General features: G+C 38.1%; 21 protein-coding genes and 1 other annotated feature. Of the genes, 13 read left to right on the forward strand and 8 right to left on the reverse strand.

What is annotated here, in order from left to right; all coding sequences use genetic code 11:
• Positions 1–26 precede the first annotated feature (26 nt).
• Positions 27–821, reverse strand: a complete 795-nt coding sequence (locus AC07YC_RS03735; RefSeq protein WP_494918397.1) for an enoyl-CoA hydratase/isomerase family protein — start codon at positions 819–821, stop codon at positions 27–29.
• 358 nt (positions 822–1,179) lie between these two features.
• Between AC07YC_RS03735 and AC07YC_RS03740 the strand changes: the two genes are divergently transcribed.
• Positions 1,180–2,055, forward strand: coding sequence for a tyrosine-type recombinase/integrase (locus AC07YC_RS03740; RefSeq protein WP_494918398.1), 876 nt, complete (start codon positions 1,180–1,182; stop codon positions 2,053–2,055).
• 51 nt (positions 2,056–2,106) lie between these two features.
• Here AC07YC_RS03740 and AC07YC_RS03745 read toward each other — a convergent pair whose 3' ends face one another.
• The 3 genes from AC07YC_RS03745 to AC07YC_RS03755 form a co-directional block, all read right to left on the reverse strand.
• Positions 2,107–2,961 (reverse strand): transglutaminase family protein, encoded by an 855-nt coding sequence (locus tag AC07YC_RS03745; RefSeq protein ID WP_008177642.1) that lies wholly within the window; start codon positions 2,959–2,961, stop codon positions 2,107–2,109.
• 61 nt (positions 2,962–3,022) lie between these two features.
• Complete coding sequence (locus AC07YC_RS03750; RefSeq protein ID WP_494918399.1) at positions 3,023–3,988, reverse strand: alpha-E domain-containing protein; 966 nt, start codon at positions 3,986–3,988, stop codon at positions 3,023–3,025.
• Entirely contained in the window at positions 3,942–5,432 is a 1,491-nt protein-coding gene (locus AC07YC_RS03755; RefSeq protein ID WP_494918400.1) for a circularly permuted type 2 ATP-grasp protein, read from the reverse strand. The genes AC07YC_RS03750 and AC07YC_RS03755 overlap by 47 nt, the downstream gene beginning before the upstream one ends.
• A 74-nt stretch (positions 5,433–5,506) precedes the next feature.
• Between AC07YC_RS03755 and AC07YC_RS03760 the strand changes: the two genes are divergently transcribed.
• The 7 genes from AC07YC_RS03760 (at position 5,507) to proS (ending at position 12,491) form a co-directional block, all read left to right on the forward strand.
• Positions 5,507–5,920: a hypothetical protein gene (locus tag AC07YC_RS03760; RefSeq protein ID WP_494918401.1), complete on the forward strand. Its 414-nt coding sequence runs from the start codon at positions 5,507–5,509 to the stop codon at positions 5,918–5,920.
• Between the two features lie 340 nt (positions 5,921–6,260).
• Positions 6,261–7,223, forward strand: coding sequence for a tyrosine recombinase XerC (locus AC07YC_RS03765; RefSeq protein ID WP_494918402.1), 963 nt, complete (start codon positions 6,261–6,263; stop codon positions 7,221–7,223).
• 53 nt (positions 7,224–7,276) lie between these two features.
• Positions 7,277–7,792 (forward strand): DinB family protein, encoded by a 516-nt coding sequence (locus AC07YC_RS03770; protein ID WP_494918403.1) that lies wholly within the window; start codon positions 7,277–7,279, stop codon positions 7,790–7,792.
• Between the two features lie 322 nt (positions 7,793–8,114).
• Positions 8,115–8,264 carry a hypothetical protein gene (locus tag AC07YC_RS03775; protein ID WP_004230023.1) on the forward strand — a complete coding sequence of 50 codons (150 nt, stop codon included), beginning with the start codon at positions 8,115–8,117 and terminating at the stop codon, positions 8,262–8,264.
• 185 nt (positions 8,265–8,449) lie between these two features.
• Positions 8,450–8,620 carry a transcriptional regulator gene (locus AC07YC_RS03780; protein WP_144789088.1) on the forward strand — a complete coding sequence of 57 codons (171 nt, stop codon included), beginning with the start codon at positions 8,450–8,452 and terminating at the stop codon, positions 8,618–8,620.
• Positions 8,621–9,003: 383 nt separating this feature from the next.
• A complete protein-coding gene (locus AC07YC_RS03785) occupies positions 9,004–10,719 on the forward strand; it encodes a putative bifunctional diguanylate cyclase/phosphodiesterase (protein ID WP_494918404.1) in 1,716 nt (571 codons plus the stop codon).
• Between the two features lie 45 nt (positions 10,720–10,764).
• Positions 10,765–10,987 (forward strand) — a binding site (T-box leader).
• A gap of 67 nt (positions 10,988–11,054) precedes the next feature.
• Positions 11,055–12,491 (forward strand): proline--tRNA ligase, encoded by a 1,437-nt coding sequence (proS, locus tag AC07YC_RS03790; protein ID WP_324728051.1) that lies wholly within the window; start codon positions 11,055–11,057, stop codon positions 12,489–12,491.
• A 48-nt stretch (positions 12,492–12,539) separates the two neighbouring features.
• Here proS and AC07YC_RS03795 read toward each other — a convergent pair whose 3' ends face one another.
• Positions 12,540–13,196 carry an HAD family hydrolase gene (locus AC07YC_RS03795; RefSeq protein WP_494918406.1) on the reverse strand — a complete coding sequence of 219 codons (657 nt, stop codon included), beginning with the start codon at positions 13,194–13,196 and terminating at the stop codon, positions 12,540–12,542.
• Between the two features lie 23 nt (positions 13,197–13,219).
• The gene (locus AC07YC_RS03800; protein ID WP_494918407.1) at positions 13,220–13,696 is read right to left on the reverse strand and encodes an NUDIX hydrolase; all 477 of its coding nucleotides are present in this window, start codon (positions 13,694–13,696) and stop codon (positions 13,220–13,222) included.
• 224 nt (positions 13,697–13,920) lie between these two features.
• Between AC07YC_RS03800 and AC07YC_RS03805 the strand changes: the two genes are divergently transcribed.
• The 5 genes from AC07YC_RS03805 (at position 13,921) to AC07YC_RS03825 (ending at position 19,940) form a co-directional block, all read left to right on the forward strand.
• Positions 13,921–14,607, forward strand: coding sequence for a Dph6-related ATP pyrophosphatase (locus AC07YC_RS03805; protein ID WP_494918409.1), 687 nt, complete (start codon positions 13,921–13,923; stop codon positions 14,605–14,607).
• A 213-nt stretch (positions 14,608–14,820) separates the two neighbouring features.
• Positions 14,821–15,147 (forward strand): ArsR/SmtB family transcription factor, encoded by a 327-nt coding sequence (locus AC07YC_RS03810; RefSeq protein ID WP_494918411.1) that lies wholly within the window; start codon positions 14,821–14,823, stop codon positions 15,145–15,147.
• Complete coding sequence (locus AC07YC_RS03815) at positions 15,144–15,554, forward strand: SRPBCC family protein (protein ID WP_025115303.1); 411 nt, start codon at positions 15,144–15,146, stop codon at positions 15,552–15,554. The genes AC07YC_RS03810 and AC07YC_RS03815 overlap by 4 nt, the downstream gene beginning before the upstream one ends.
• A gap of 115 nt (positions 15,555–15,669) precedes the next feature.
• Complete coding sequence (locus tag AC07YC_RS03820) at positions 15,670–18,840, forward strand: ATP-binding cassette domain-containing protein (RefSeq protein WP_494918412.1); 3,171 nt, start codon at positions 15,670–15,672, stop codon at positions 18,838–18,840.
• A 146-nt stretch (positions 18,841–18,986) separates the two neighbouring features.
• The gene (locus tag AC07YC_RS03825) at positions 18,987–19,940 is read left to right on the forward strand and encodes a nucleoside hydrolase (RefSeq protein WP_336634660.1); all 954 of its coding nucleotides are present in this window, start codon (positions 18,987–18,989) and stop codon (positions 19,938–19,940) included.
• Between the two features lies 1 nt (position 19,941).
• On the opposite strand, the gene AC07YC_RS03830 is transcribed toward AC07YC_RS03825, so the two are convergent.
• Both AC07YC_RS03830 and AC07YC_RS03835 read right to left on the reverse strand, forming a co-directional pair.
• Positions 19,942–21,066, reverse strand: a complete 1,125-nt coding sequence (locus AC07YC_RS03830; protein WP_494918414.1) for a Ger(x)C family spore germination protein — start codon at positions 21,064–21,066, stop codon at positions 19,942–19,944.
• Positions 21,053–22,174 (reverse strand): GerAB/ArcD/ProY family transporter, encoded by a 1,122-nt coding sequence (locus AC07YC_RS03835; protein ID WP_336634658.1) that lies wholly within the window; start codon positions 22,172–22,174, stop codon positions 21,053–21,055. The genes AC07YC_RS03830 and AC07YC_RS03835 overlap by 14 nt, the downstream gene beginning before the upstream one ends.
• Positions 22,175–22,178: the final 4 nt, after the last annotated feature.

Genomic DNA, 22,178 nt, shown 5'->3' on the forward strand with positions numbered 1-22,178 from the left:
TATGGGGCGAGAAGAGTACCTGTTTTTTATTTAGGTTGACGCGTAAACAGTGGCTGGCGCTTTTCAACGAATGCTCGGCAACCCTCTTCAAAATCATTGCCGACAAATGGCGTGGAGCCTTGCCATAAGGCTGGAACACTATCCAGGCATTCTTGGACAGATTGCTTTACAGCCAATAAGGATTCAGGAGACATCCCCGCCACAAGCTTACCCATGCGGATCATGTATTTATTTAAATCCTTCTCTGCTACAAGATAATTGAGCATCCCAAGCTTGTAAGCTTCCTCTGCTTTAAACATTCTTCCTGTAAATACTAAATCCTTGGTTGTTGCAGGGCCGACAAGCTGTACTAAACGCTGTGCAAATTTATTGTTTAAGGTGATCCCCAATTTACCAACAGGAATGCCGAGTTTGGCTTTATCAGAGCCAATACGGATGTCGCAGGCTAACGCTAATTCCAACCCAGCCCCCATGGCAGGCCCATTAATCACACCAATCGTAGGAATCGGCAAGCGCTCAATAGTGGAAATGGTCTTTTCCATATGTATAAACGCCTCCTCAGCCTTGTCGAGAGAGATGGCATTAAATTCTTTAATGTCAGAGCCAGCAGTGAAATTTTGTCCTGAGCCTCGTAAAATAAGGACTTTATTTTTAGGATTATCTAATACTTGTAGGGCGATTTTTGCTAATTGATCCCACATATTTGCGGTTAATGCATTTTTCGCTTGTGGTCGATGGATCGTAATAATTGCTAGCCCAGCAGTTTCTTGATAAATAATTTTTGCATCTTCTGCTTCCAGTCGAGTCGTCTTTACTTGCATGTTAGAGAGCCCCCTAATTTGTTTATACCATTATTATATAGCACAAGGAACGATAAACACGAAATTATACGAATTTTCATATAAAATTGCATTGTTACACAAAATAGGTGGAATAAATAGCAATTGTTCTACAATGAAGGAACGGAATTTACTATTGTAAGAAAGCAAAAGGTATGAGAAACTAAAAGTCGAACATTTGTTTCTTAATGATGTAAGAAGCATTTGAAGGAATGGAGAGGGTATGAACCTTAAATACAGATTATCCGACACTACTATATTATAATAAAAACAAGAACATACGCACCCAATATATAGTAAAATCAAGATAAATACCGCTCAGCTAACAAGGAGGGAATGAATGATCACACTCAAGGACGCGTGGAACAGATATATGTTGCTGTTGCAGTCATTAAAGAAAAGTGCCGCAACGATGAAGCAGTACAATATGGACGGGCAGCATTTTTTATCCTTCGCCCATGAAAAAAATTACTTGTATGTAGATCACCAATTTCAAGAGTTATTACAAATTTATTGTCACGAAATAAAGGAAACCTATAGCAATATCAATACGTTTAATCATAAAATAGCAACAATGCGCGGCTTTGTAGACTTTATTTTCTTACGAGAATGGGTGGAGCCCTTTGATTATCAACATATTTTACAGCCGAGAAAAAGGCAAAAAGAGGCGTTACAAGTACTCACAAATAAGCAAATCGGACAAATGGCTAATGTTTGGCCTACTTATTTTCAATATGCAAAAACAGCAGAGCATGCTTGGCTGGCGAGACGGAATGGTTGTATTGTTCAAGTTTTGATAGAAACTGGTTGTAAGCCAGCGGAGCTTGTACGAATGAAATGGTCGCATTTCCAAAAGGAAAAATCAACTCTTTTTATTGCTAATCGAAACGGACGCCGTGAGGTAAAGTGTTCACCCTTACTTATGGACATGCTAGGACATTATAAGGAAGAAACAGAATCCATGCATGATAAAGAGGTAGAGGAATGGGTGTGGGTGAGTGAGGCAAGTATGACAAAGCCGATTACGACGAAGACAGTGGAACGTATTTTTCAAACGATGTCTAAAGATATTGGAAAAAACGTCAGAGCTACCGACTTGCGTTATACCGTTATGCAAAGGGCGTTTCAGGAGGAGAAGACACTGGAGCATATTCAGCAAGATATGGGCTATGTTCGCAAATGGGTACTAACAGAAAGACAACAGCGCTTTGAATAAAAAAATGTGCAGCAATCGCGTATATCGCCATTCCTGCACATGTCATTATTTTTATAAGTGATTTAATGCTTTGACACTTACTTTTACGGTTAAATCATGCTTGCCACCTGAATAAACCCCTTCAACAGGGCTTATATCACTATAATCTCGACCAATACACAAAATAATATGGTTTTCTAATACCTCCACATTATTTGTAGGATCAAGGCCAATCCAGCCAATACCAGGTATCATAACTTCTACCCAAGCATGTGTTGCAATATCGCCGACGAGAGCTGAATTTTCATCGACATATAAATACCCACTAACATAACGTGCTGGAATTCCTTTAGAGCGTAATACACCTAGCATAACATGAGTGAAATCCTGGCATACGCCCCGTTTTAGGGCAAATGCCTCACTGGCTGTTGTACCTACATCTGTTGCTGAAGGATCATATTCAAAGCTAGAGTATAAGTATTGCATTAAATTAAGCGAAAAGAGCACAGGATTTTCAGCATGGCCAATTGCATGAAAAACTTCCTCCAGCTGTTGTTCTGTCATATACGTAAAATGAGTTGTTTTTAAATAGGGAAGATAATGTTCATAAAATAGCTGTGAGTGAAAAATAGTCTGCATTTCGGGCGAATATTGAATACGGTGAATAAATGGCGCACGCTGGATACTGACAATCGACGATGTATGAATTTCTAGTACTTGATGCTGCTCAGGAATATAAAATGAACCTACTGTATTTCCCCAAATATCCGTATGCTCACGAGTAAGAGAGGATGGAGTAATTGCAATTCGATAGGATAACAAGCGTTGACGCTCATCACTCCGCGGCTTTAACCGAATCGTATTTAAGCTTTGATCGACTTCAGACTCATACTGAAAAATATTTGTATGTTGAATTTCAAATTTCATCGTGTCCGCTTCCTTCTGCTTACTGACTTGCCTGTTGAAAGGGAGCTGTGATGGATTCCTTTCAAGGTTGTATGCTGGGTTCATATAAATGATAGATTGTCGAGAATGTTTCGCTAAAGGCAATCCATTGACTCAATCTTTCCTCCATTATTGTGATGGCTTCCTCAACGCTCATTGACCAAAAATCAAGATGATCGATTGCTAGGACGAAGCTTTTGATGGTCGAATGAAGCGTTAAACATTTTGACGACAAAGGATCATGCTCGATGGACTTGAGAGCTTCTTCTAACTTTTTTAGACAAAACATGATCGAGCTAGGAAAATGTTCATCCTGCAATAAATATCGAATGACCGTTAAGAGATTGGTTTGACGGTGCTTCTGCAAAAATGATTCCTTTGCGGCAGCAAGCTCCAATAGAAATGTACCATCCATTTCATGTAGGGATGAGCCGGTTATTTTCTGTTGTTCGAGAATAATTAACGTCATCCGCATTGTTTTTTCTGCTCTCTCCAGCCATTTCCCAATCTGCATGAAATAAAAGGGGAGATCCCGATCCATCGTGCCTTCAATTAATCCAGTCACCATCCACAACGTCTTCCGAACTTCCTGTAAAAAAGCTTGAAGATCAATTAATGGGATAGGCCGATCCATTGTTAGTATGTCCTGTTGCTTAGTTAAATAAAAGGCATTTTGTATTTCCCATAGCTCCGCAGGTATACGATCTCTCGTAACTCGGGCATTTTCTCGAATGGCGCGTAATGTAGCATGGAGAGAGTTGCCGTTTTTCTCAGAAAACAGAAGATAATCAATTAATGGGTTTACACGTATAGCTGTATAATTGGCTAAATACTCCTCCTTTGAGGCGCAAATATTTAGTACAGCCTCCCAATGATCAATATAATCATGTTCTTGCCCAGATTGCTCCAACATATTCAACAGCTGTACCTGTAATATATGTGTATTGGTTTGTGTGCGTTCACTATACCGTGCCATCCAATATAACGCGTCGGCTACTCGACTCAGCATGCTGCAACTCCTCCTTTAAGATCCATGTATCCTTAGCACCACCGCCCTGCGATGAATTGACCACTAGGGAACCTTCTTGTAAGGCCACCCGTGATAATCCACCTGGCAATACATAACAATCCTCACCCTTCATGGCGTACACACGTAAATCTACATGGCAAGGATAGAATCGCCCATTTTGAAAGGATGGCGCTCTAGACAATTTGATAGTTGGCTGGGCAATGTATTGGCATGGATGCATCATAATTTTATCCTTAAATAAAGCAATTTCCTCCTCACCTGCATGGGGACCAATCAGCATATCATAGCCCCCGGATGCACTCACATTTTTAATGACTAGCTCCTGAATATGCTCCAGTACCCAAGCTCGCTGTTGCTCATCTTCTAAATGATAGGTTTTCACATTTGGTAATATGGGCTCTTCCTGTAGGTAATAGCGAATCATTTCAGGGACATAGGCATACATCGCTTTATCATCTGCCACGCCATTGCCAACAGCATTTAAAATGGCCACATTACCTGCTTCGTAAACTGCCATTAAATGAGGAATACCTAATAAAGAGTCCTCACGGAAGGCAACCGGATCTAAAAAATCATCATCAATACGGCGATAGATAATATCGATTTGCTGTAAACCATAGATGGTTTTCATATAAACCTTTAAATCCTGTACGACTAAATCGCGGCCTTCCACCAGTTGAATACTTAAATGCTGAGCTAAAAATACGTGATCATAATAGGCCGAGTTGTACATTCCTGCTGTTAGTAGCACAGCTTTTGGTTCTTGCCCTTCATCCATAGTAGGCGGGCGATGGGCAAGCAGTGCTTTTTTCATGTTAGCCATCTGCTTATCAAGAGATAAAATGGTATGCTTAGAAAAAAATTCTGGATACACTTCCTTCATGACGTCACGGTTTTCAAACACATAAGAAATACCAGAAGGGTTCCGTAAATTGTCTTCCAGCACGAAATAGTCACCTTTTTCATCCCGTATTAAATCAATACCTGCTAAAAATATATGATTAGCAATTGGCACCTTAAGCCCCTGCATGATTGGCGAGAAATAGGGATTCTTTTCTACTAGCTGTCTAGGGATATAGCCATCACGGATGATTTTTTGTTCAGCGTATACATCCTGTAAAAATAAATTCAGTGCTTCCACACGTTGTTTGACGCCTGCCTCAATAATTGCCCACTTTGTTTGAGGAATAATGATAGGGACGCAATCAAAGGGCATGGTCCTTTCGGTTCCATCTTGTGCACCATAGACCGTAAAAGTAATTCCTTGTCTGAGAAAGCTTGCTTGGGCTTGACGATATTTCTCTTCGAGTTGCTCCTGCGAAAAAATGGATAGCTTATGATGAAAAGATCGATAATGGGGCTTCGGTTGATTGCCATCAAACATTTCATCGAAAAACAGACTAGAATCATATAAATTCATCATATGGATCCCTCCGAATTTGAGTAGTAATAAAAACATGGTACACTGTGAGTAATACATAAAAGGAGCTAACATTCATGACAATCATTAATCTAATGCAAGCTTATGAACTTGATAAACTTTCTAAATTAAATTTTTCAGACGAGGAGATATTACGTGCTTTACGGGCGGGGGATGTATCAGCTTGGCAGGAACTAGTACCAAACTATGAATTTAGTGAAACAATGGCACTTTTTCAGGATGGAGAACAAGAGTTCTTAGATGCGTTACATGGCCATTATCGAATCAAGTATGTAACATTGCCTGGCATCCAACGTTTATTGCACCTGCGCTTTAACCTTGAAGAAGGGGTAGATTACCAACTTTTAGAAACGGGTATTCAACATTTGGTGTGTGATGAGGAAACGGTCACAAAACTACAGCAAATGCTATCGACGAACTGGTCTCTTACAAAACAAGCCGATCAAAAGTACTCGGTTTTTGTAAAATAGTCGTTTTATCCAAATAATACCATGCGTGTTGTGAGATGAATCGACATGGGTAGTTACCCACCTTTCTATTTTTCGAGTCGCCTCACAAAGCAATAGAAGTATACTAGATTTTAATATTCATCAAACATCAACTTTATACCTAAAAACCAAAAACTGTCACAATTCTTTACTTAATTTAGTCAGAAGGTCCTCCATATAAAAAGGGGATCTTTTTTTATTTGCATGTATCGAACGTACGTTTCTTCGATGCAGAAAAATAGCTTGTTTTTTCAATAAAGTTCCCAAATTTATATTTGGGAATGTTTTTTATGGTAAAATAGAGCAAATAGAGGTGATTGGGATGCAAAAATCAAAACAACCAAAAATCATGAAGGACTTTCTTGTTTATTTAACGACCATCAAAGGAAAGTCCCAGCGCACAAGAAAAGAATATGAATATGATTTGACTTTATTTTTCCGTTTCCATACAGCTGTCCAGGAGGATCTGGATATAGAAAATTTAGCAGTCATTGATATTGCCACCATTACAATAGAAGAAATTCGTGATATTACATTGGAGGACCTTTATTACTTTATGGAGTATTGTGAGGTACAGCGTGGAAATTCTGCCGCCTCAAGGGCACGGAAGGTTGCGACATTAAAATCCTTTTTCAAATACTTAAAAGGGAAACGGCGACTAATGGAGGAAAACCCAGCAGAGGAATTAGAAACACCGAAAATTGGTCGAAAAAGACCCATCTATATGAATTTTCAAGAAGCTACACAGTTTATAGATGGCATACCTGCTAATCAGGCATCACCAAGAAATTACTGTATGATGATGTTTTTCTTAAACTTAGGAATTCGTGTGACAGAGCTATGCCAGCTTAATATTACCTCTATACAAGGACGTCATTTAACCGTTGTCGGGAAGGGCAATAAGGAGCGTACGGTTTATTTGAATGATAGCTGCATGCAGGCACTAGCAGACTATGAGAATAGTGGGAAAACACCGTATAAGGGAAACGGAGATGAGCCTCTTTTTGTCTCCCAAAAGGGAACACGTTTTACGCGGCAAACAATAGCTAAAATCGTGAAGCGTATTAATCAGCATTCAGGTCTTCAAAAGGAGCGACTTACACCACATAAGCTGCGCCATACTTCGGCAACGATGATGTATAAGGCCGGTGCTGATATTAGGAGCCTACAGCACATCTTAGGGCATTCAAGTGTAGCCACCACTCAAATTTATACACATATTGAGGATGAACAGCTACAGCAGGTGTTAGAAAACAATCCATTTAATATGGTGAATGAAAGATGATTTTCACCCATCTCTGTCGAATATAAAGGTATAACGAATGAAGGGGGTAGCGTATGATTATATTTGCAAAGGATCAATTTGATGCCACAAGAGATCAATTACTTCAGGAAATTAATCATTTAAGTGATACCGAATTTAATGACAAGCCAGATGCACAAAATTGGAGTATAGCACAAGTTTGTCACCATTTGATTTTAGTAGAGGAAGCTACAAAGAAGGCTGTTACATGGGGCTTACAATCACAGGAACAATCGTCACCTGAACGAAAGAATATGCAGCAGCTGTTAGACCGTACACGAAAATTTCAAGCACCTAGCATAGTAGAGCCTTCGGAAGATCCTTTCCATGTTCAAAAGATGGTGGAATTGCTAGCAACAGCAAGAGCAGAATTTCTCGGTTTTTTAGAAACGATTGAGGACACTGATGCCTTAGCAAAGCGCACTGTGAAGCATCCAGCTCTTGGTGAATGTCCGCTTGATCAATGGATTGAGCAAATTTATTTCCATGAACAACGTCATATCCAGCAAATTCAGGAAATAAAAAATAGCTGGCAACAGGCATCAAATTAATTTGAAAACTCATCTATCTATTCAACAGATAGATGGGTTATTTTTTTGCGAGTGATCATTGATCAGGAAGCTTTTGTATAAGGTCGGAAAAAGTTCATCTTAAGGCTTCGCTAGAGGCGCTTAGAATGCAGGGTATTGGCAATCATTCCAAAACCAAAAATTTAAAACAATTAATGCTATGGTGTATTTAGGTGTACATTAACGCTTACAATGTGATGAATTTTTCTGTCATAAGTACTTGACGTCTATCATAATCTGTTATATATTAAATAAAAATAATAATAACTGTTATAATACAGATTCAGCTAAGGAGGAATTTTTAATGTCAAAGTATCGAGATGGGTATGAATTTTATTGTGAAATGTGTGAGCGTTATGGATTAGAACCAATTTCTTTCCGCTATTATGTATTACAGTTATCGCAGCAGCAACTTTCCGCTTATAATATGCAAGCAAAACAATTAGGGATTTAAAAGAATATGGTGATGACGGAAGCCGACGCGAATATTTTATGAAAAGCCCAGCCATACTAAGTAAAATGGACTGGGCTTTCATCATTTCAAAAAAAGATTTCGGAAAATTCGTTGATTTCTAAAGTAGAGTGTAACGATATTATACGTACAAGGAAAAGTAGTTCAAGTGAAAGGGAGAAATAAAGATGACTGATTATCGAGAAGGCTACGAATATTATCGACATATATGTGAGGAGCATGGGCTAGAGCCCATCAATTTTCACTATTATATTTTAAATTTATCGCAAGAGCAGTTAAATGCTTATAATGAGCATGCTAAAACATCTGGAGGATCAATAGAATATGAGGTCTCCTAGCTATTAAAATGCCTTACTGCGCTTATGAGTGACAGTAAGGCATTTTGTTTGATCCTTTTTACAATCTGATAAATTTATAAGTTATTAGTATTTTGTATTTAATGGAGAAATAGCCTAAGGAAAATACTATCAATAGTACAAAAGTATTCAAATACCTTAAAATTAGACATTTTAGAGTGTTAATAATAACTATTATTTGTATTTTATATCAAAAACTATCCCAACCTTGACTTGAATGATTTCATATTTGGGTTGAATTAACTGCTTTTCTAAGACTATAATATAATTACAGAAAAAAGGGCGATATACCACAACTTTATACCTCGCTGTAAAATAAAGCAAAAGTACCAAACCCTTCATATTTTAATGAATGGAGAATGAAAATGATGAATATCACGCCGAGTAGTAATCAAATGAACTACAGTCTTAAAGAATTGCAAGATATTTTTTCCGCTATGAATAGTTCCATTATTGTGGCAATTACAGATCGTACCGGAAAAATTACTTTTGTTAATGATCATTTTTGTAAAATTTCGAAGTATACGCGTGAAGAATTAGTAGGCCAAGATCACCGTTTACTGAACTCAGGCTATCATCCTAAATCTTTCTTTAGAGAGATGTGGAGAACAATCGGTAATGGTGAGATGTGGAATGGCGAGGTTTGCAATCGTGCGAAAGATGGCAGTTTATATTGGGTGAAGACTACTATTTTCCCATTCCTTGATGAGCAGGGAAAGCCTTATCAGTATATCGCAATACGCGTCGATATTACAGCGCAAAAGGATATTAAAAAAATTACCCACATAGCCTATCACGATGAATTAACAGGGCTACCAAATCGTCGTAAATTAGAACAGCGTTTAGAAAATGAATTCCATCAATCTCGACGTACAGAAGAAAAGTTTGCGTTATTTTTCATTGATGTGAATCGTTTTAAACACATTAACGATGGGCTTGGTCATATTATCGGTGATATGTTTTTAGTGGAAATGTCGAATCGTTTACGGAATATTGATTATACCTCTAATTCTTTCTATCGTCACAATAGTGATGAATTTGTCATGATTTTAAATGATGTCAATCGTATAGAGGAAATGGCCAAGGAAATTATTAGTGTCTTTAATGAAAGCTTTGTAGTAGATAACTATGAATTTTATGCAAGTATAAGTATAGGCATTAGTATTTTCCCTGATCACGCAAACACTGTAGAAGAATTACTGAAAAATGCTGATATTGCGATGTATGCTGCTAAATCTACGCGAGGAAATCAATATCGTCTCTACCGTGCAAATATGGATGAAGCGAATGATAAATGGCTTTTACTAGAAACAAAATTACATCAAGCTTTAAAAAAGGATGTATTAGAATTACATTACCAGCCAAAAATTGATTTAAAAACAGACACAATTATTGGTATGGAGGCATTATTACGCTGGTATGATCCCGAATTGGGGCATATCCCGCCAGATCGGTTTATTCCATTTGCTGAAGAATGTGGACTAATTAATGATATTGGTGTCTGGGTGCTAGGCAAAGCCTGTGCACAGGCTAAACTTTGGAATGAATCACATAATCTCAGATTACGAGTAGCTGTTAATATTTCACCGATTCATATAAGCACTTCAGGCTTTGTAGATATGGTAAAGGGAGTCATTGCGGGAACAAGCATTGACCCACATTTATTAGAAATTGAAATTACAGAAATGAGCATGCTTGATTATACAGAAGATTTAATTAATACGATTAATCAATTGCGAGCGCTTGGGATTACGATTTCATTAGATGATTTCGGGACAGGCTATTCATCTTTAAATTACTTAAAAAAATTCCCTGTGGATGTCCTTAAAATTGATCGTGCTTTCGTTCGGGATATCGTTCCTGAAAAATCAGGTATTGCGATGATTTCCGCCATGATTTCATTAGCTCATGCGCTCAACCTACAAGTAGTGGCTGAAGGGGTCGAGGAAGAAGCTGAATTAAATGTACTTCGTGAGCATGGCTGTGAGTATGTTCAAGGCTATTATTTTAGTAAGCCTCTTTCTGTAGAGGATTTTACAAATTTAATCGTACAGTCGTTCACAAATAGTTCCAGTTATTAATTGCTATTCATGAATGATTTTGTTAAAGTGAGAGATAATATAAATTACAATTTGATGATGTGGCCAAGTAAGTAAGAATAGTGAAACAGAAAATATAGCATTTGCTGAGAGCTATATCACCGCTTCTTTACTGAATACCTACCACGGAGAAGTTATGAAAAACATAACCGAGTCGTTTTCGTTACTAAACGCTAGAGGGTTTTAAGCATAGCTTAAAGCTAAATTCAAGGTGGTACCACGTCGGGTCCAGCACAAAGACGTCCTTTATACAAGGACAGCTTTGTGCTTTTTTTATTCATCAAATGGAATACTTACAAAAAATGGAGGTAATCACTATGTCAAAACAGCTAGAGGATTTTTCAAAATGGTATATCGAAACCATTCAAAAAGCAGATTTAATGGATTATACGCCAGTTCGTGGCTGTATCGCCTTTAAACCAGATGGCTATGAAATTTGGGAGCATATACAGGAGGCAATGGACCGTCGTTTTAAAGACACAGGCCATCGAAATGCCTATTTTCCTATGCTAATTCCTGAATCCTTCTTCCAAAAGGAAAAGGATCATATTGAAGGGTTCTCACCTGAGCTTCCTTGGGTAACAGAAGCAGCAGGTGAAAAATTAGAAGAACGCTTAGCACTTCGTCCCACATCTGAAACGATGATTGGCCATCTTTATTCAAATTGGATTAAAAGCTACCGTGACCTACCTGTGCTCATTAATCAATGGGCCAACGTCTTCCGATGGGAAAAGAAAACATTGCCTTTCATTCGTACCTCAGAATTCCTTTGGCAGGAAGGGCATACGGCTCATGTCGATGAGGAAGATGCACGTAAAGAAACGATGCAAATGCTAGACATTTATAAAGAAGTGGTGGAGCAAGTTCTAGCAATTCCAGTTTATGACGGACAAAAAACGCCATCTGAACGTTTTGCAGGAGCTGTCGATACGTATTCGATTGAGGCAATGATGAAAAATGGGAAGGCTGTGCAAGCAGGTACGTCTCATTATTTAGGAACAAAATTTGCAGAAGCCTTTAACATAAAATATTTAAATAAAGCGAACCAGCACGAATATGTACACACAACATCTTGGGGGACATCTACACGATTAATTGGTTCCGTCATTATGGTGCATGGGGATGAGCAAGGATTAGTTTTACCTCCACGAATTGCTCCAACCCAAGTGGTTTTAATTCCAGTAGGACCTTGGAAAAAGAATCCTCAAATTATGGAGCAGCTGGATGCAATTTTTGCGGCATTAAAAGCGAAGGGGATTCGCGTACGACTTGATGATTCAGACCAATCGCCAGGCTTTAAGTTTAATGAATGGGAGCTAAAAGGAGTGCCTGTTCGTATTGAATTAGGCCCACGTGATCTTGAAAACAATCAAGCATTACTGAAAGCACGTGATGAGGATGGCAAACAAACGATTGAATTATCAACTATTGTGGCAGCCATTGAGGAAGAATTAACGACGATGCAAACACGTTTACTAGAGAAGGCTCGTCGATTCCGAGAGGCACATGCTCATTCAACGATTGATACACTGCCACAATTACAGCAGCACATTGAAACAGCTAAGGAAAACGGCACTATTCCAGGTTGGATACTTGCTGGGTGGTGTGGGGAAGATGTGTGCGAGGAAAAAGTAAAGGAAGAAACGAAATACACGACTCGTAATATTCCATTCAATCCACCAACAACAAAAACGACTTGTATTTGCTGTGGTAATGAAGCAAAACATACTGTTTGGTTTGCCCAAGCATATTAAATAGTACGGACACGAACCCCTGGGCGAAAACTCAGGGGTTTTGTCCTTTTATTTGAAATAGCTTCCTAAACGCTCCAACGAATGAATCTCAGCATATGGCTGGATAGCAGTGTCATTTTTGCGCATGGACGGATTAAACCAGACGCCCCTTATATCGGCCTGTTGACACCCATCAATATCCTTTTCTAAGTCATCCCCAACAAAAAGAGTATCCTCTGGATTGACATCCAGTCTTTTTAAGGCCATTTCAAAGATACGCTTATCTGGTTTACTAAATCCCACTTCTTCAGAAATAATGACCGTATCAAAACAGTGATCTAAATTTGTGTAGGCTATTTTAGCTTTTTGTCTTTCTACAGAGCCATTTGTAATGATGCCCACTTTCACTTGCTGCTTTATACGATGAATGAACGTTATCGTATCCTGATGAACAGCAAAACATTGAGGGAAGTGAAAATTCCAAAAGTCTTGAATAGCATGGTTTGGCATGCCGTTTTGCGGCGGAAATTCATCAAAAATGGATGCGATAACATCTGTTTTATCATGCTGACCAAAGTATTTTCCATCGTATACTTTAAATAGTTGCCGCATTTCATTTTCTAACGTATGATCAACATCCCTGTAACACGTTTCTACTAGCTTGAAAAATAATCTATCTACTGCCTCATCTCTATTAAGTAAGGTGTTATCTAAATCAAATAGCATTGCTTTAAAACCGTTCAACGAAGTCACGACCTTTCATCTTTAGAGAAGTTTTCCTTTAATAAGTAGGTATCGATAATAGCTATTGCTTTCTTGACGGTATTAGATGGCAACGCATCTAAAGAAAAATAGGCTAGCTGTAGACTTTCACCATCAACCATCGCAAGCTGTCCATCTATTTGTTCTGCCATAAAAACAGCCGTTACCCCATATACTTCATCTCCATTTGGATAGTGAAAATAATCCTGCTGACCAGATAGCATTGTTATAAAACGAAGTTGGGATGTATGTAGGCCCGTTTCCTCAAACAGTTCACGTCTAGCGGTATCCTCTAAACTTTCACCAGGCTCCATCGCTCCCCCAGGTAACCCCCACATTTTTATATCAGAGCGAAGCTGGAGAAGAATTTGTTTCTCGTCATTCAAGACAATAATCGTTGAACCTACCAAAATAAGAGGCATTGTCCCAACCTGTTGTCTTAGTGCTTTTACATAATCACTCATAATATTCCTCCTTTTTCCATCAACTGTTCCCTATACCATAACATAAATATCCAGATACTCAGCATGCTTGTGCTAAAATAAAGGGGTGATATCCTACATCTCTATTATGTAAAATAATCAATAACCTCGTTGAGCAAAATAGATGAAGAAGCCAATTTATTAGCGACTACCTAATAAGAGCGAAGAAGGATTAATCTTCATGGACAGTAAAAGGAGATATAGAAATGACAGAAACAACTGGCTGGAAAAATAATGTGCAAAATCATCCATTCATCGCTTCATTTAGTGGAGGAAAGGATAGTGTATTAGCTTTATATAAAGCATCACAGGTGGGACGAGCGATTGGTCTGATTGTCATGCTGGAGGAGGAAGGGAAACGTTCTCGATCGCATGGTATGCCCCCTGAGCTTATACAGGCTCAAGCCGATTCTATCGGATTGCCAGTTTATACGGCTGCGGCAAGTTGGACGGATTATGAAAATGTATTTATCGAACTTTTAAACAATGCGAAAAGTCAAGGGGCAGAGGTGTTAGTTACGGGAGATTTAGATATGCCTGCACATGGCTGCTGGCATGATGAGGTGACGAAAAAAGCTGGATTAAAGCTTGGCATGCCGTTATGGGAGATGAATCATCGGGATGCTGTTGATGAGTTTATTCGCTTAGGGTTTGTTACGATGGTAGTGACAGTTAATCTGTCATTAGGCATGACAGAAGAGGATTTAGGACGAGTACTTACCCCTGATTATATAAAAGAGCTGGAAGAGCGTAATATCGACCCTTGTGGAGAAGGGGGAGAATTCCATACTACCGTTTTGGATGGACCGCTTTTCCAATTTCCTATCAAAGTTCGTAAATGTCCCATTATTCGAGATGGGGAATATGCATTTTTACCATTAGAGCTTGCTTAAAAATAACCTAAAAACAATGATGGATGCCTGGTTTATGGCATGTCCAAAGCAGAATTATCATCAATACAAGCACAAAGGAGCTCACCTTTGTGTTTTTTGTATTGATAAGTATAAAATCCATAGCAAAATGTCCAAAATAGTAATTGACTAGACACTAAACGGTGTCATATAATTAGGACACCATTTAGTGTCCTATTAGAAAGGGTGGTGGTTTTGAATAACAATCATCAAGAGCGTGACGTGTATGTAGCCATTGCTGACCCTACAAGACGCCAATTGATAAATTTATTGGCTAAGGCAGATGAGCTACCGCTTCACGAATTAACGGATCACTTTGATATGGGACGTACTGCCGTGTCAAAACATTTAACTATTCTGAAAGACGCAGGTCTTGTGATCGCTCGAAAAGAGGGTAGAGAAACAAGATATAGGCTAAATGCGGCTCCATTGAAGGAAATACAAGATTGGATATCGATTTACGAGGATTTTTGGAAAGCAAGAATTTCAAAATTACATTTATTATTGGGGGAAGACAAATGAAACCAGATGTAGCATTAGATTTTAAATTTACAAGTTCCATCGAGCAAGTATGGCATGCCTTAACTGATTCGGACACACTCGCAAAATGGATTTGGAGCAATGATTTTCAGCCGATTGTTGGCCATAAATTCCAGTTCCGAGCTGAACCAAACGAATGGTGGGATGGTATTGTCGATTGTGAGGTACTTGAAATTGAAGAGCCACATAAACTATCTTACACTTGGACAAGTGCGGGTGAAACAACAACCGTAACATGGACATTAACGCAAGCATCTGATGGGACAACACAGTTACATCTCGATCAAGGTGGATTTAGTGAAGAAACAAAAGCTCGTCAAGGAGCAATTGAAGGAGCTAAATACGCTTGGACTAACATGGCTAGTCAGCTTGAAAAAGTATTAGCCTAGCAATCAAATCAACCTTTATGAAAAAGAGCGCAATTCCTTCAAATGAATTGTGTTCTTTCATTTTCTGAAGGTCGCTCTTCCTAAATAAAAATAGTAAACACGGAAGGAAAACAGAATGAAGATTAATCAACTTATTGCCAACAATATTAACCGTTTAGATGTCGACTTACCTGAAGATTTATCCCTCGGCATTGCAGGCTTGTCTGGGTCAGGGAAAACCACTTTTTGTCAAACAATAGGGGAAGAATCCAAAAAACGTCTTGTTTCTTTATTACCTAAAGCTGAATACCAATATTTGTTTCCAGCGATTATGGAAACGAATTTTAGTGCCATACAAATGGAGGATATGCCATTAGTTCTTTTTCTAGGGAAATCATCTATATCTTCGAATCCACGCTCCACTATCGGTACGCATACAGGTGTATTTAAGGAAATACGTGATCGATTAGCGGAGGAGTTTCATTTATCTCCAGAAGTTTTTTCCTTTAATAATGCTCTAGGCTGGTGTCCGGCGTGTAAAGGGCGTGGGACGACGAAAAATGTTGAATGTAAAAAATGTCAGGGGAAGCGCTATAGCGAGGATGTAGAACAGCACCATCTAACAGTAAGAGGTGGACAATATAGTATTTCGGATATCCATCAATTAAGTGTGGAAACGATCTATTCCTTATCAGCAGAATTAAAGATTAGTGAAGAGAAGCAGCATATTCTTCAAAATATTATCCAAATGAATATTGGCTATTTAACATTAAATCGCATTATGGGGACATTATCAGGAGGAGAATTAACAAGACTCTATTTAGCCGAGTTTATGGCAACGAGCGAAAATACGGTAATTATTGTTGATGAAATCTCGGTAGGTCTTGATCATGACACACTCTTGAAAATTTTAGAGCAGATTCAACAACTTGGCTCTAAAAATCAAATTTGGCTAATTGATCATTCGGATACGGTTTTAGATACTGCAGATAAGCATCTATTCTTTGGACCAGGGAGTGGAAAATACGGAGGAAAAATCGTGGAGGAATCTCCTCGACCAGAACCTATCTATTGGGAACGTAGTCAGCTAAAGCCAAAGACCTTCTATCAATTCCGTGAACTCCATTGCCGCAATATCCAAATTGACGAGATAGAAATTCCGCAAAATCAACTGGTCACCTTCACAGGAGAGTCTGGCTGTGGGAAATCAACTCTAGTAAATGAGTGTATCGCAAAGGATTTTCTTAAGCGCTATCCAAAAGATAAATTAGTGATGGTTGGGCAAGATCGAAATCAATCGATTACAAGCCGATCTACTGTTGCGACATTTCTTGATATAAAAAAGAAATTGACCAAATATAGTGACGAAATCGATGATATTTTTCTACGCTCGATTGAAGATATTATCGAGGACCTCCCAACAGAAGATATAGCTCATAAACGTTTAAGCTTGCTCATCAAACTCGGTCTAGGCTATTTAACGCTGGAAAGAAAAACGCAAACTCTCTCAACCGGTGAATTCCAATGTGTGCATTTAGTGTCAGAGCTGTTCGCCAATACGCGAAATCCTCACACACTGTTTATTTTTGACGAGCCTTCCAAAGGATTATCTCAAAATATTTTGAACCAATTTATTGATAGTGTTAGGGATATTCTGAAAGATGATTCGATCTCCATTGTCATGATTGAGCATAATACCTATATGCTTGAAAGCTCTGATTATATTGTAGACTTTGGTAAAAGACAGCAGGGGCCAGTGACACATCTTGATGTAGTGGATCATGAAGCATATTTTAAACAATCACACCTTACGAAAAGCAATGCTGATTTACAAATCACATCTACCTTAGCATCGAAAAAGGGTATTCATTACTTACAAGACAATCCTATTCGCTATTTTAAAAATGCCGAAAATATATACAAAGGTGGCATCTTAAAAAGCCTTTCTTCGATGGCCCGTCTAATTTACGGAGAATATGAATCGAATAAAATCGCGCCTGTCATTGCGATTGATCTTGAACGACATTTATACAGCCAATATAGTTTTCTATATGAAATAGGTGGTCTTATCAATCATATTGTGGCTGCCCATCCGACGAATAAGGATACGAGAAGCTTTGATTTCTTTAGCCAAGAAAATCATTGTCCTAGCTGTTCAGGACGATTACAGATTGAAGAATTCGATTTTGATTTAGTCGTTCAACATAAAAATGTGCCATTCTGGGACGGCTTATTGTATCCAGAGGTGATGGATGTTCTAAAATACTATCAGCATTCAAAATTAGCTTTCCTTTTTGAAGAGATTAAAAATGAACTGGGTCAAGACATCAGTAAGAGCTATAATGATATGACGGAAGAAGAAAAGCATACATTCTTATATGGGTATTGGGACAAATCATTTTATGATAAAGCAACAAAATCCTCTAAAAAATGGGAAGGCTTTAATTTGATTATTGGCCGTTATATGGTCATCTCTAAATCCATCATTAAAGAGCAGATGAAGGAAACAAGAGAGTTGGTTCCTTGCCCAATTTGTCATGGCACGGTCCTTAATCACCAAAAGAAATTACGCTTTGGTGACACGGATATTCGAGAAATAATTCATCAACCAATTGATGAGGTCATCAAATTAGTAGGACATTTGCCACAGCTTGAAACAATCAAAGCCATTGTAGGCAGTGATATGTCACTCATTCAGGATGTTTCATTACTGCCAAGAGAAACGCAAGTAGCGCTGAAAATGCTGGAATTAGAGCTTGCCAGCTTTGTTGGCTACGAGATTGTTCTGCAAAACACATTACCATTCTGGGAGAAAATCAAAGATAATATGGCTGCCATCAGCCGTAAAAATCAAGTGACGATTTGTGATTTCCCGAATATTTATGAAACGAGAGACACAATCATCGATCAATATTTTACGAATGGTAAATATAAAAAACTGACGTATGTTTATGAAGCTTTTGGCTATAAAAAAATAGTGACGCAAATCAATAAAGTGAAAGGGAGTCATTCATGTCCATTCTGTAAGGGGAAAAAGGTTCTCACGGAAGATGGACTACATGATGGCGTCTATAAATTAACGGTTCCATGCGTCAGCTGTAGTGCAACTGGTATTAATGATGAGGGCCAAAAGGTAATCATTGAAGGCATTGACGTACATACATGGCTAACGGGTATCGTCAGCGATGTGGTAACGGAAGGAAACCAGTTGGAAGCAGTGGCGCAAATTCCTATTTTCAATCGTATTAGAGAGTTAAATAAACAAGAAATGATGGCGGTTTATCAGTTCCTTGAACAGAATCGTTAATATATTCGTTTCAAAGCCCATCTGTTATTAGCAGATGGGCTTTTTATGTACTAATTTTTCCAAAAAAGTAAACAATCAGTGTCGTCTTGGTCATTGGAACCGTACTATAAGGATAGCTGAATTGGCAGTAAAAGGGAGGTTTATGTTTGATGAAAAAGGTGTTATTATTCGGAGACATTGGCATCGACGATACGATAGCATTGATTTATGCAAGATTACACAAAGAAATCGAAATCGTTGGGTTAATTGCTGATTATGGAAATGTCTCAAGAAAAGATGCTGTATCTAATATTTATTATGTCATGAAATTATTTGATTTTCCCGAGGGAATTCCCGTTATTTTAGGAGCAGAGATCCCTCTAACTGGCGAACAGCCAACATATTATCCAGAAATACATGGAGAGCATGGGCTTGGTCCTATTATTCCGAACGAAGATCATGAAATAAAAATTGAAAACTTTTTGGAGATCGTTCAAATCATTGAGAAATATAAGGATGATGAGCTAATCATTGTTAATATTGGGCGTCTTACATCACTAGCGACCATGTTTATTCTTTATAATCAGCTCATGCAGCATGTGAAGGAATTTTATATTATGGGTGGGGCTTTTTGGGTACCGGGGAATGTGACGACCGTAGCAGAGGCAAACTTTCATGGGGACCCATTTGCGGTGAATATTGTGCTCAACTATGCAAAAAATGTCACAATTATTCCATTGAATGCTACACAGAAGGCGATTGTGACACCTGGGATGGTTGATTATATAGACTCCTTCGGCAAGACAAAAATCCTCAAACCTCTAATGGAATACTATACAAAATTTTATCAGGAACGGGACCCGTCACTACTAGGTAGCCCCGTCCATGATGCGTTAACACTAATGGCAACGATTTATCCTGAGATGTTCATTTATGAATCCTACCCTGTAACGGTCATTGAGAAATTAGATGGACCTGCTAGAGGGCAGAGCATTGCCGAAACACGACCATTTGAAAATGTAAATAACGGAGAAAAAAAACATCGTATTGCATTTGATATTCACTATGACATGTTCTTTCATCATTTTATATCCATTATGACGGGCCATGATTGGCAATAGCTTATTCAAAAACACCGTCTCGTAAGACCACAAAATCAACATGTACATTTACTTTCATATCTTTATACATTTCATGCCATTTGTCCTTTGTTAAATTAGAATGTCTCACAACGCTTCTATATTTCTCACCAAAGCCAAAAATATCGGATTCCACATCCTGACTATGGGCAATGACTCTTGCAATTTCCTTCGTCAATTTATTTTCAATGGCTTTTTCAAGGGCTGACACGCTTTCTCGGTCACCTTGATTAATATCTGGAAATACTTCTAATACCCTTGACTTGATTTTAATATTTAAATCAAACTCAGGATTTTTTGCATCAATTAATTTCATCTCTCTATTCGAGTGGATGGCATCAAAGGCTACTGTTATTTTATCCGCAGGCTTATGGAGTAATTTAGGTGGAATATCTTCTTTCTCCAAAATGGTTTCATATAAACCTACTTTAAACGTATCTCTGACAATTTTTACATAAAAGCTATCTTTTGCTGGAAGCGTACTAACCATTTTGCCACCTTTAAAGAGAGCTACGCCATTTAGCTCCACAAACTCGCCATCTCTTTTGATGGTTGGCATAGCTAAATCTCGTCCAATGGAATAATAATCATGAGCAATCTGATGAAGAGTCGCAGAAATCATATATTCCTGTTTCACATTTTGCTCGATTAATCTGAATACATGCTGACCAATATCCTCAATATTTTTGTATTCGTAATTCAGAAAGGGTGCTGCTTTACCTTCCACTACGGCCATATAAATACCGTTGCTGACGCTTGCATTTTCTAGACTAGTATCAATATAATAACGTAAATCTTCTTTTGCTAATTCTTCACCAAACAAAATAACCCTCATTTGACCGACCATTACTTTTTTAGAAAGCTTCCTGTTTGCTTCCATACGATTTCCTTTACTCGTTTCATTTTCTGTCGTCAACACCTCTACTTTACTTTGGAACTCTGGATTGACTTCACGAATAACGGCTGTCGCAGCTATTTTGCTTTCTGTTCCTACATCGTAGCCAACTAGTGTGGTTAATCCTACTTTGTCCAATACATTCGTTTGAGCACACCCATATAAAAAAATCAATGACAGAAAAACAATAAAAGAGCATCTAAGCTTGTTCATTTTTGGGCACCTTCTTTGATGAAAACTTCTTTTTTACGATAGCCAAGATCCATAACAAAATAGGGTAAATAAAAATAACGTAAAATGCTATATTGCCAAATTCGGTGTTAATCTGATCAATTTCTGTACGTGTTTGAATGATCAATGTGAAAATGAAAACGATGAAGGAAAAAAGCCAAACGAATGTCGTGGCGCGTATTTTAACTAATCGAATTACCCCTCGATAAGCAGCCCATAAATACAGACATAGATTGGGTATAATAATGAGCATCCAAAAACAAACGGCTATAAATTCAAAGCGCTCTATAAAAGGAAAGCTAATAAAGCTAAACAATGTTAATGTTGCCCAGATGGTTTTTAATAGTTTTCCTTCACTGTAATAAGCAATGGACACCATCATGACTACTACATAAATCAATGTTGTAAACAATAACCCTAAATGAACAGGCTTGTGAATGTTTTTTTTGTCCTTTACAAAGGGATAAATAACATTTAAGATTTCGAAGCCGATAATGGTAAAGGTCATGGAATGGGCACCCTTTAAAATGGAACGAATATCGTTTTCGAAAATCGGAAATAAACTTTCCGCTGAGGCAAACTTCATTGGAAAAGCTAGCATGGGTAAGATCCATAGGGAGAGTATAATACTGAAAAAGGATACACCCACTATGACTCGAAGTCCACCTGTAAAAGCATAAATAATAATGATTAATAAAGTAGCTGACAGAAACCATGTCCCAATACTAGGGAAGATCCATGCGTGGATTACTTCGATATAATTACGTAAAACAGAAAAAAAGGCGACGGAGCAATAGGTGATATACAGAGCATTTAAAAAATTGCCAACCCATTTTCCGAAAATATCTTGTTGGATACCATATAGATCATTGGAGCCGTAAATCTCCAAGGTTTTAATCATACAAAATGTGACGATATGGGTGGCAATACCAGCTAAAAGAACAGAAATCCATGCATCCTGCCTTGCGTCTTGATAGATAATACGTTGAAATCCCTGTATGCCGACCCCAATTTGAGCGCCGTGCACGACAAAAAAGAGCAAATAAGCGTTAATCATCTCTTTGGGGTTAAGTTGTATAGGATTATTCATTTAT

This window comes from Lysinibacillus sp. GW247-5R2A (genome assembly GCF_059424475.1).

What these genes read in the sequence shown, in the direction of transcription:
- AC07YC_RS03815 (WP_025115303.1), top strand. Translation starts at nt 15,144, where the DNA reads ATGAAACCAGATGTAGCATTAGATTTTAAATTTACAAGTTCCATCGAG.
- AC07YC_RS03785 (WP_494918404.1), top strand. Translation starts at nt 9,004, where the DNA reads ATGATGAATATCACGCCGAGTAGTAATCAAATGAACTACAGTCTTAAA.
- AC07YC_RS03830 (WP_494918414.1), bottom strand. Translation starts at nt 21,066, where the DNA reads ATGAACAAGCTTAGATGCTCTTTTATTGTTTTTCTGTCATTGATTTTT.
- AC07YC_RS03805 (WP_494918409.1), top strand. Translation starts at nt 13,921, where the DNA reads ATGACAGAAACAACTGGCTGGAAAAATAATGTGCAAAATCATCCATTC.
- proS (WP_324728051.1), top strand. Translation starts at nt 11,055, where the DNA reads ATGTCAAAACAGCTAGAGGATTTTTCAAAATGGTATATCGAAACCATT.
- AC07YC_RS03760 (WP_494918401.1), top strand. Translation starts at nt 5,507, where the DNA reads ATGACAATCATTAATCTAATGCAAGCTTATGAACTTGATAAACTTTCT.
- AC07YC_RS03795 (WP_494918406.1), bottom strand. Translation starts at nt 13,196, where the DNA reads ATGCTATTTGATTTAGATAACACCTTACTTAATAGAGATGAGGCAGTA.
- AC07YC_RS03765 (WP_494918402.1), top strand. Translation starts at nt 6,261, where the DNA reads ATGCAAAAATCAAAACAACCAAAAATCATGAAGGACTTTCTTGTTTAT.
- AC07YC_RS03770 (WP_494918403.1), top strand. Translation starts at nt 7,277, where the DNA reads ATGATTATATTTGCAAAGGATCAATTTGATGCCACAAGAGATCAATTA.
- AC07YC_RS03775 (WP_004230023.1), top strand. Translation starts at nt 8,115, where the DNA reads ATGTCAAAGTATCGAGATGGGTATGAATTTTATTGTGAAATGTGTGAG.
- AC07YC_RS03835 (WP_336634658.1), bottom strand. Translation starts at nt 22,174, where the DNA reads ATGAATAATCCTATACAACTTAACCCCAAAGAGATGATTAACGCTTAT.
- AC07YC_RS03755 (WP_494918400.1), bottom strand. Translation starts at nt 5,432, where the DNA reads ATGATGAATTTATATGATTCTAGTCTGTTTTTCGATGAAATGTTTGAT.
- AC07YC_RS03800 (WP_494918407.1), bottom strand. Translation starts at nt 13,696, where the DNA reads ATGAGTGATTATGTAAAAGCACTAAGACAACAGGTTGGGACAATGCCT.
- AC07YC_RS03740 (WP_494918398.1), top strand. Translation starts at nt 1,180, where the DNA reads ATGATCACACTCAAGGACGCGTGGAACAGATATATGTTGCTGTTGCAG.
- AC07YC_RS03735 (WP_494918397.1), bottom strand. Translation starts at nt 821, where the DNA reads ATGCAAGTAAAGACGACTCGACTGGAAGCAGAAGATGCAAAAATTATT.
- AC07YC_RS03820 (WP_494918412.1), top strand. Translation starts at nt 15,670, where the DNA reads ATGAAGATTAATCAACTTATTGCCAACAATATTAACCGTTTAGATGTC.
- AC07YC_RS03780 (WP_144789088.1), top strand. Translation starts at nt 8,450, where the DNA reads ATGACTGATTATCGAGAAGGCTACGAATATTATCGACATATATGTGAG.
- AC07YC_RS03750 (WP_494918399.1), bottom strand. Translation starts at nt 3,988, where the DNA reads ATGCTGAGTCGAGTAGCCGACGCGTTATATTGGATGGCACGGTATAGT.
- AC07YC_RS03745 (WP_008177642.1), bottom strand. Translation starts at nt 2,961, where the DNA reads ATGAAATTTGAAATTCAACATACAAATATTTTTCAGTATGAGTCTGAA.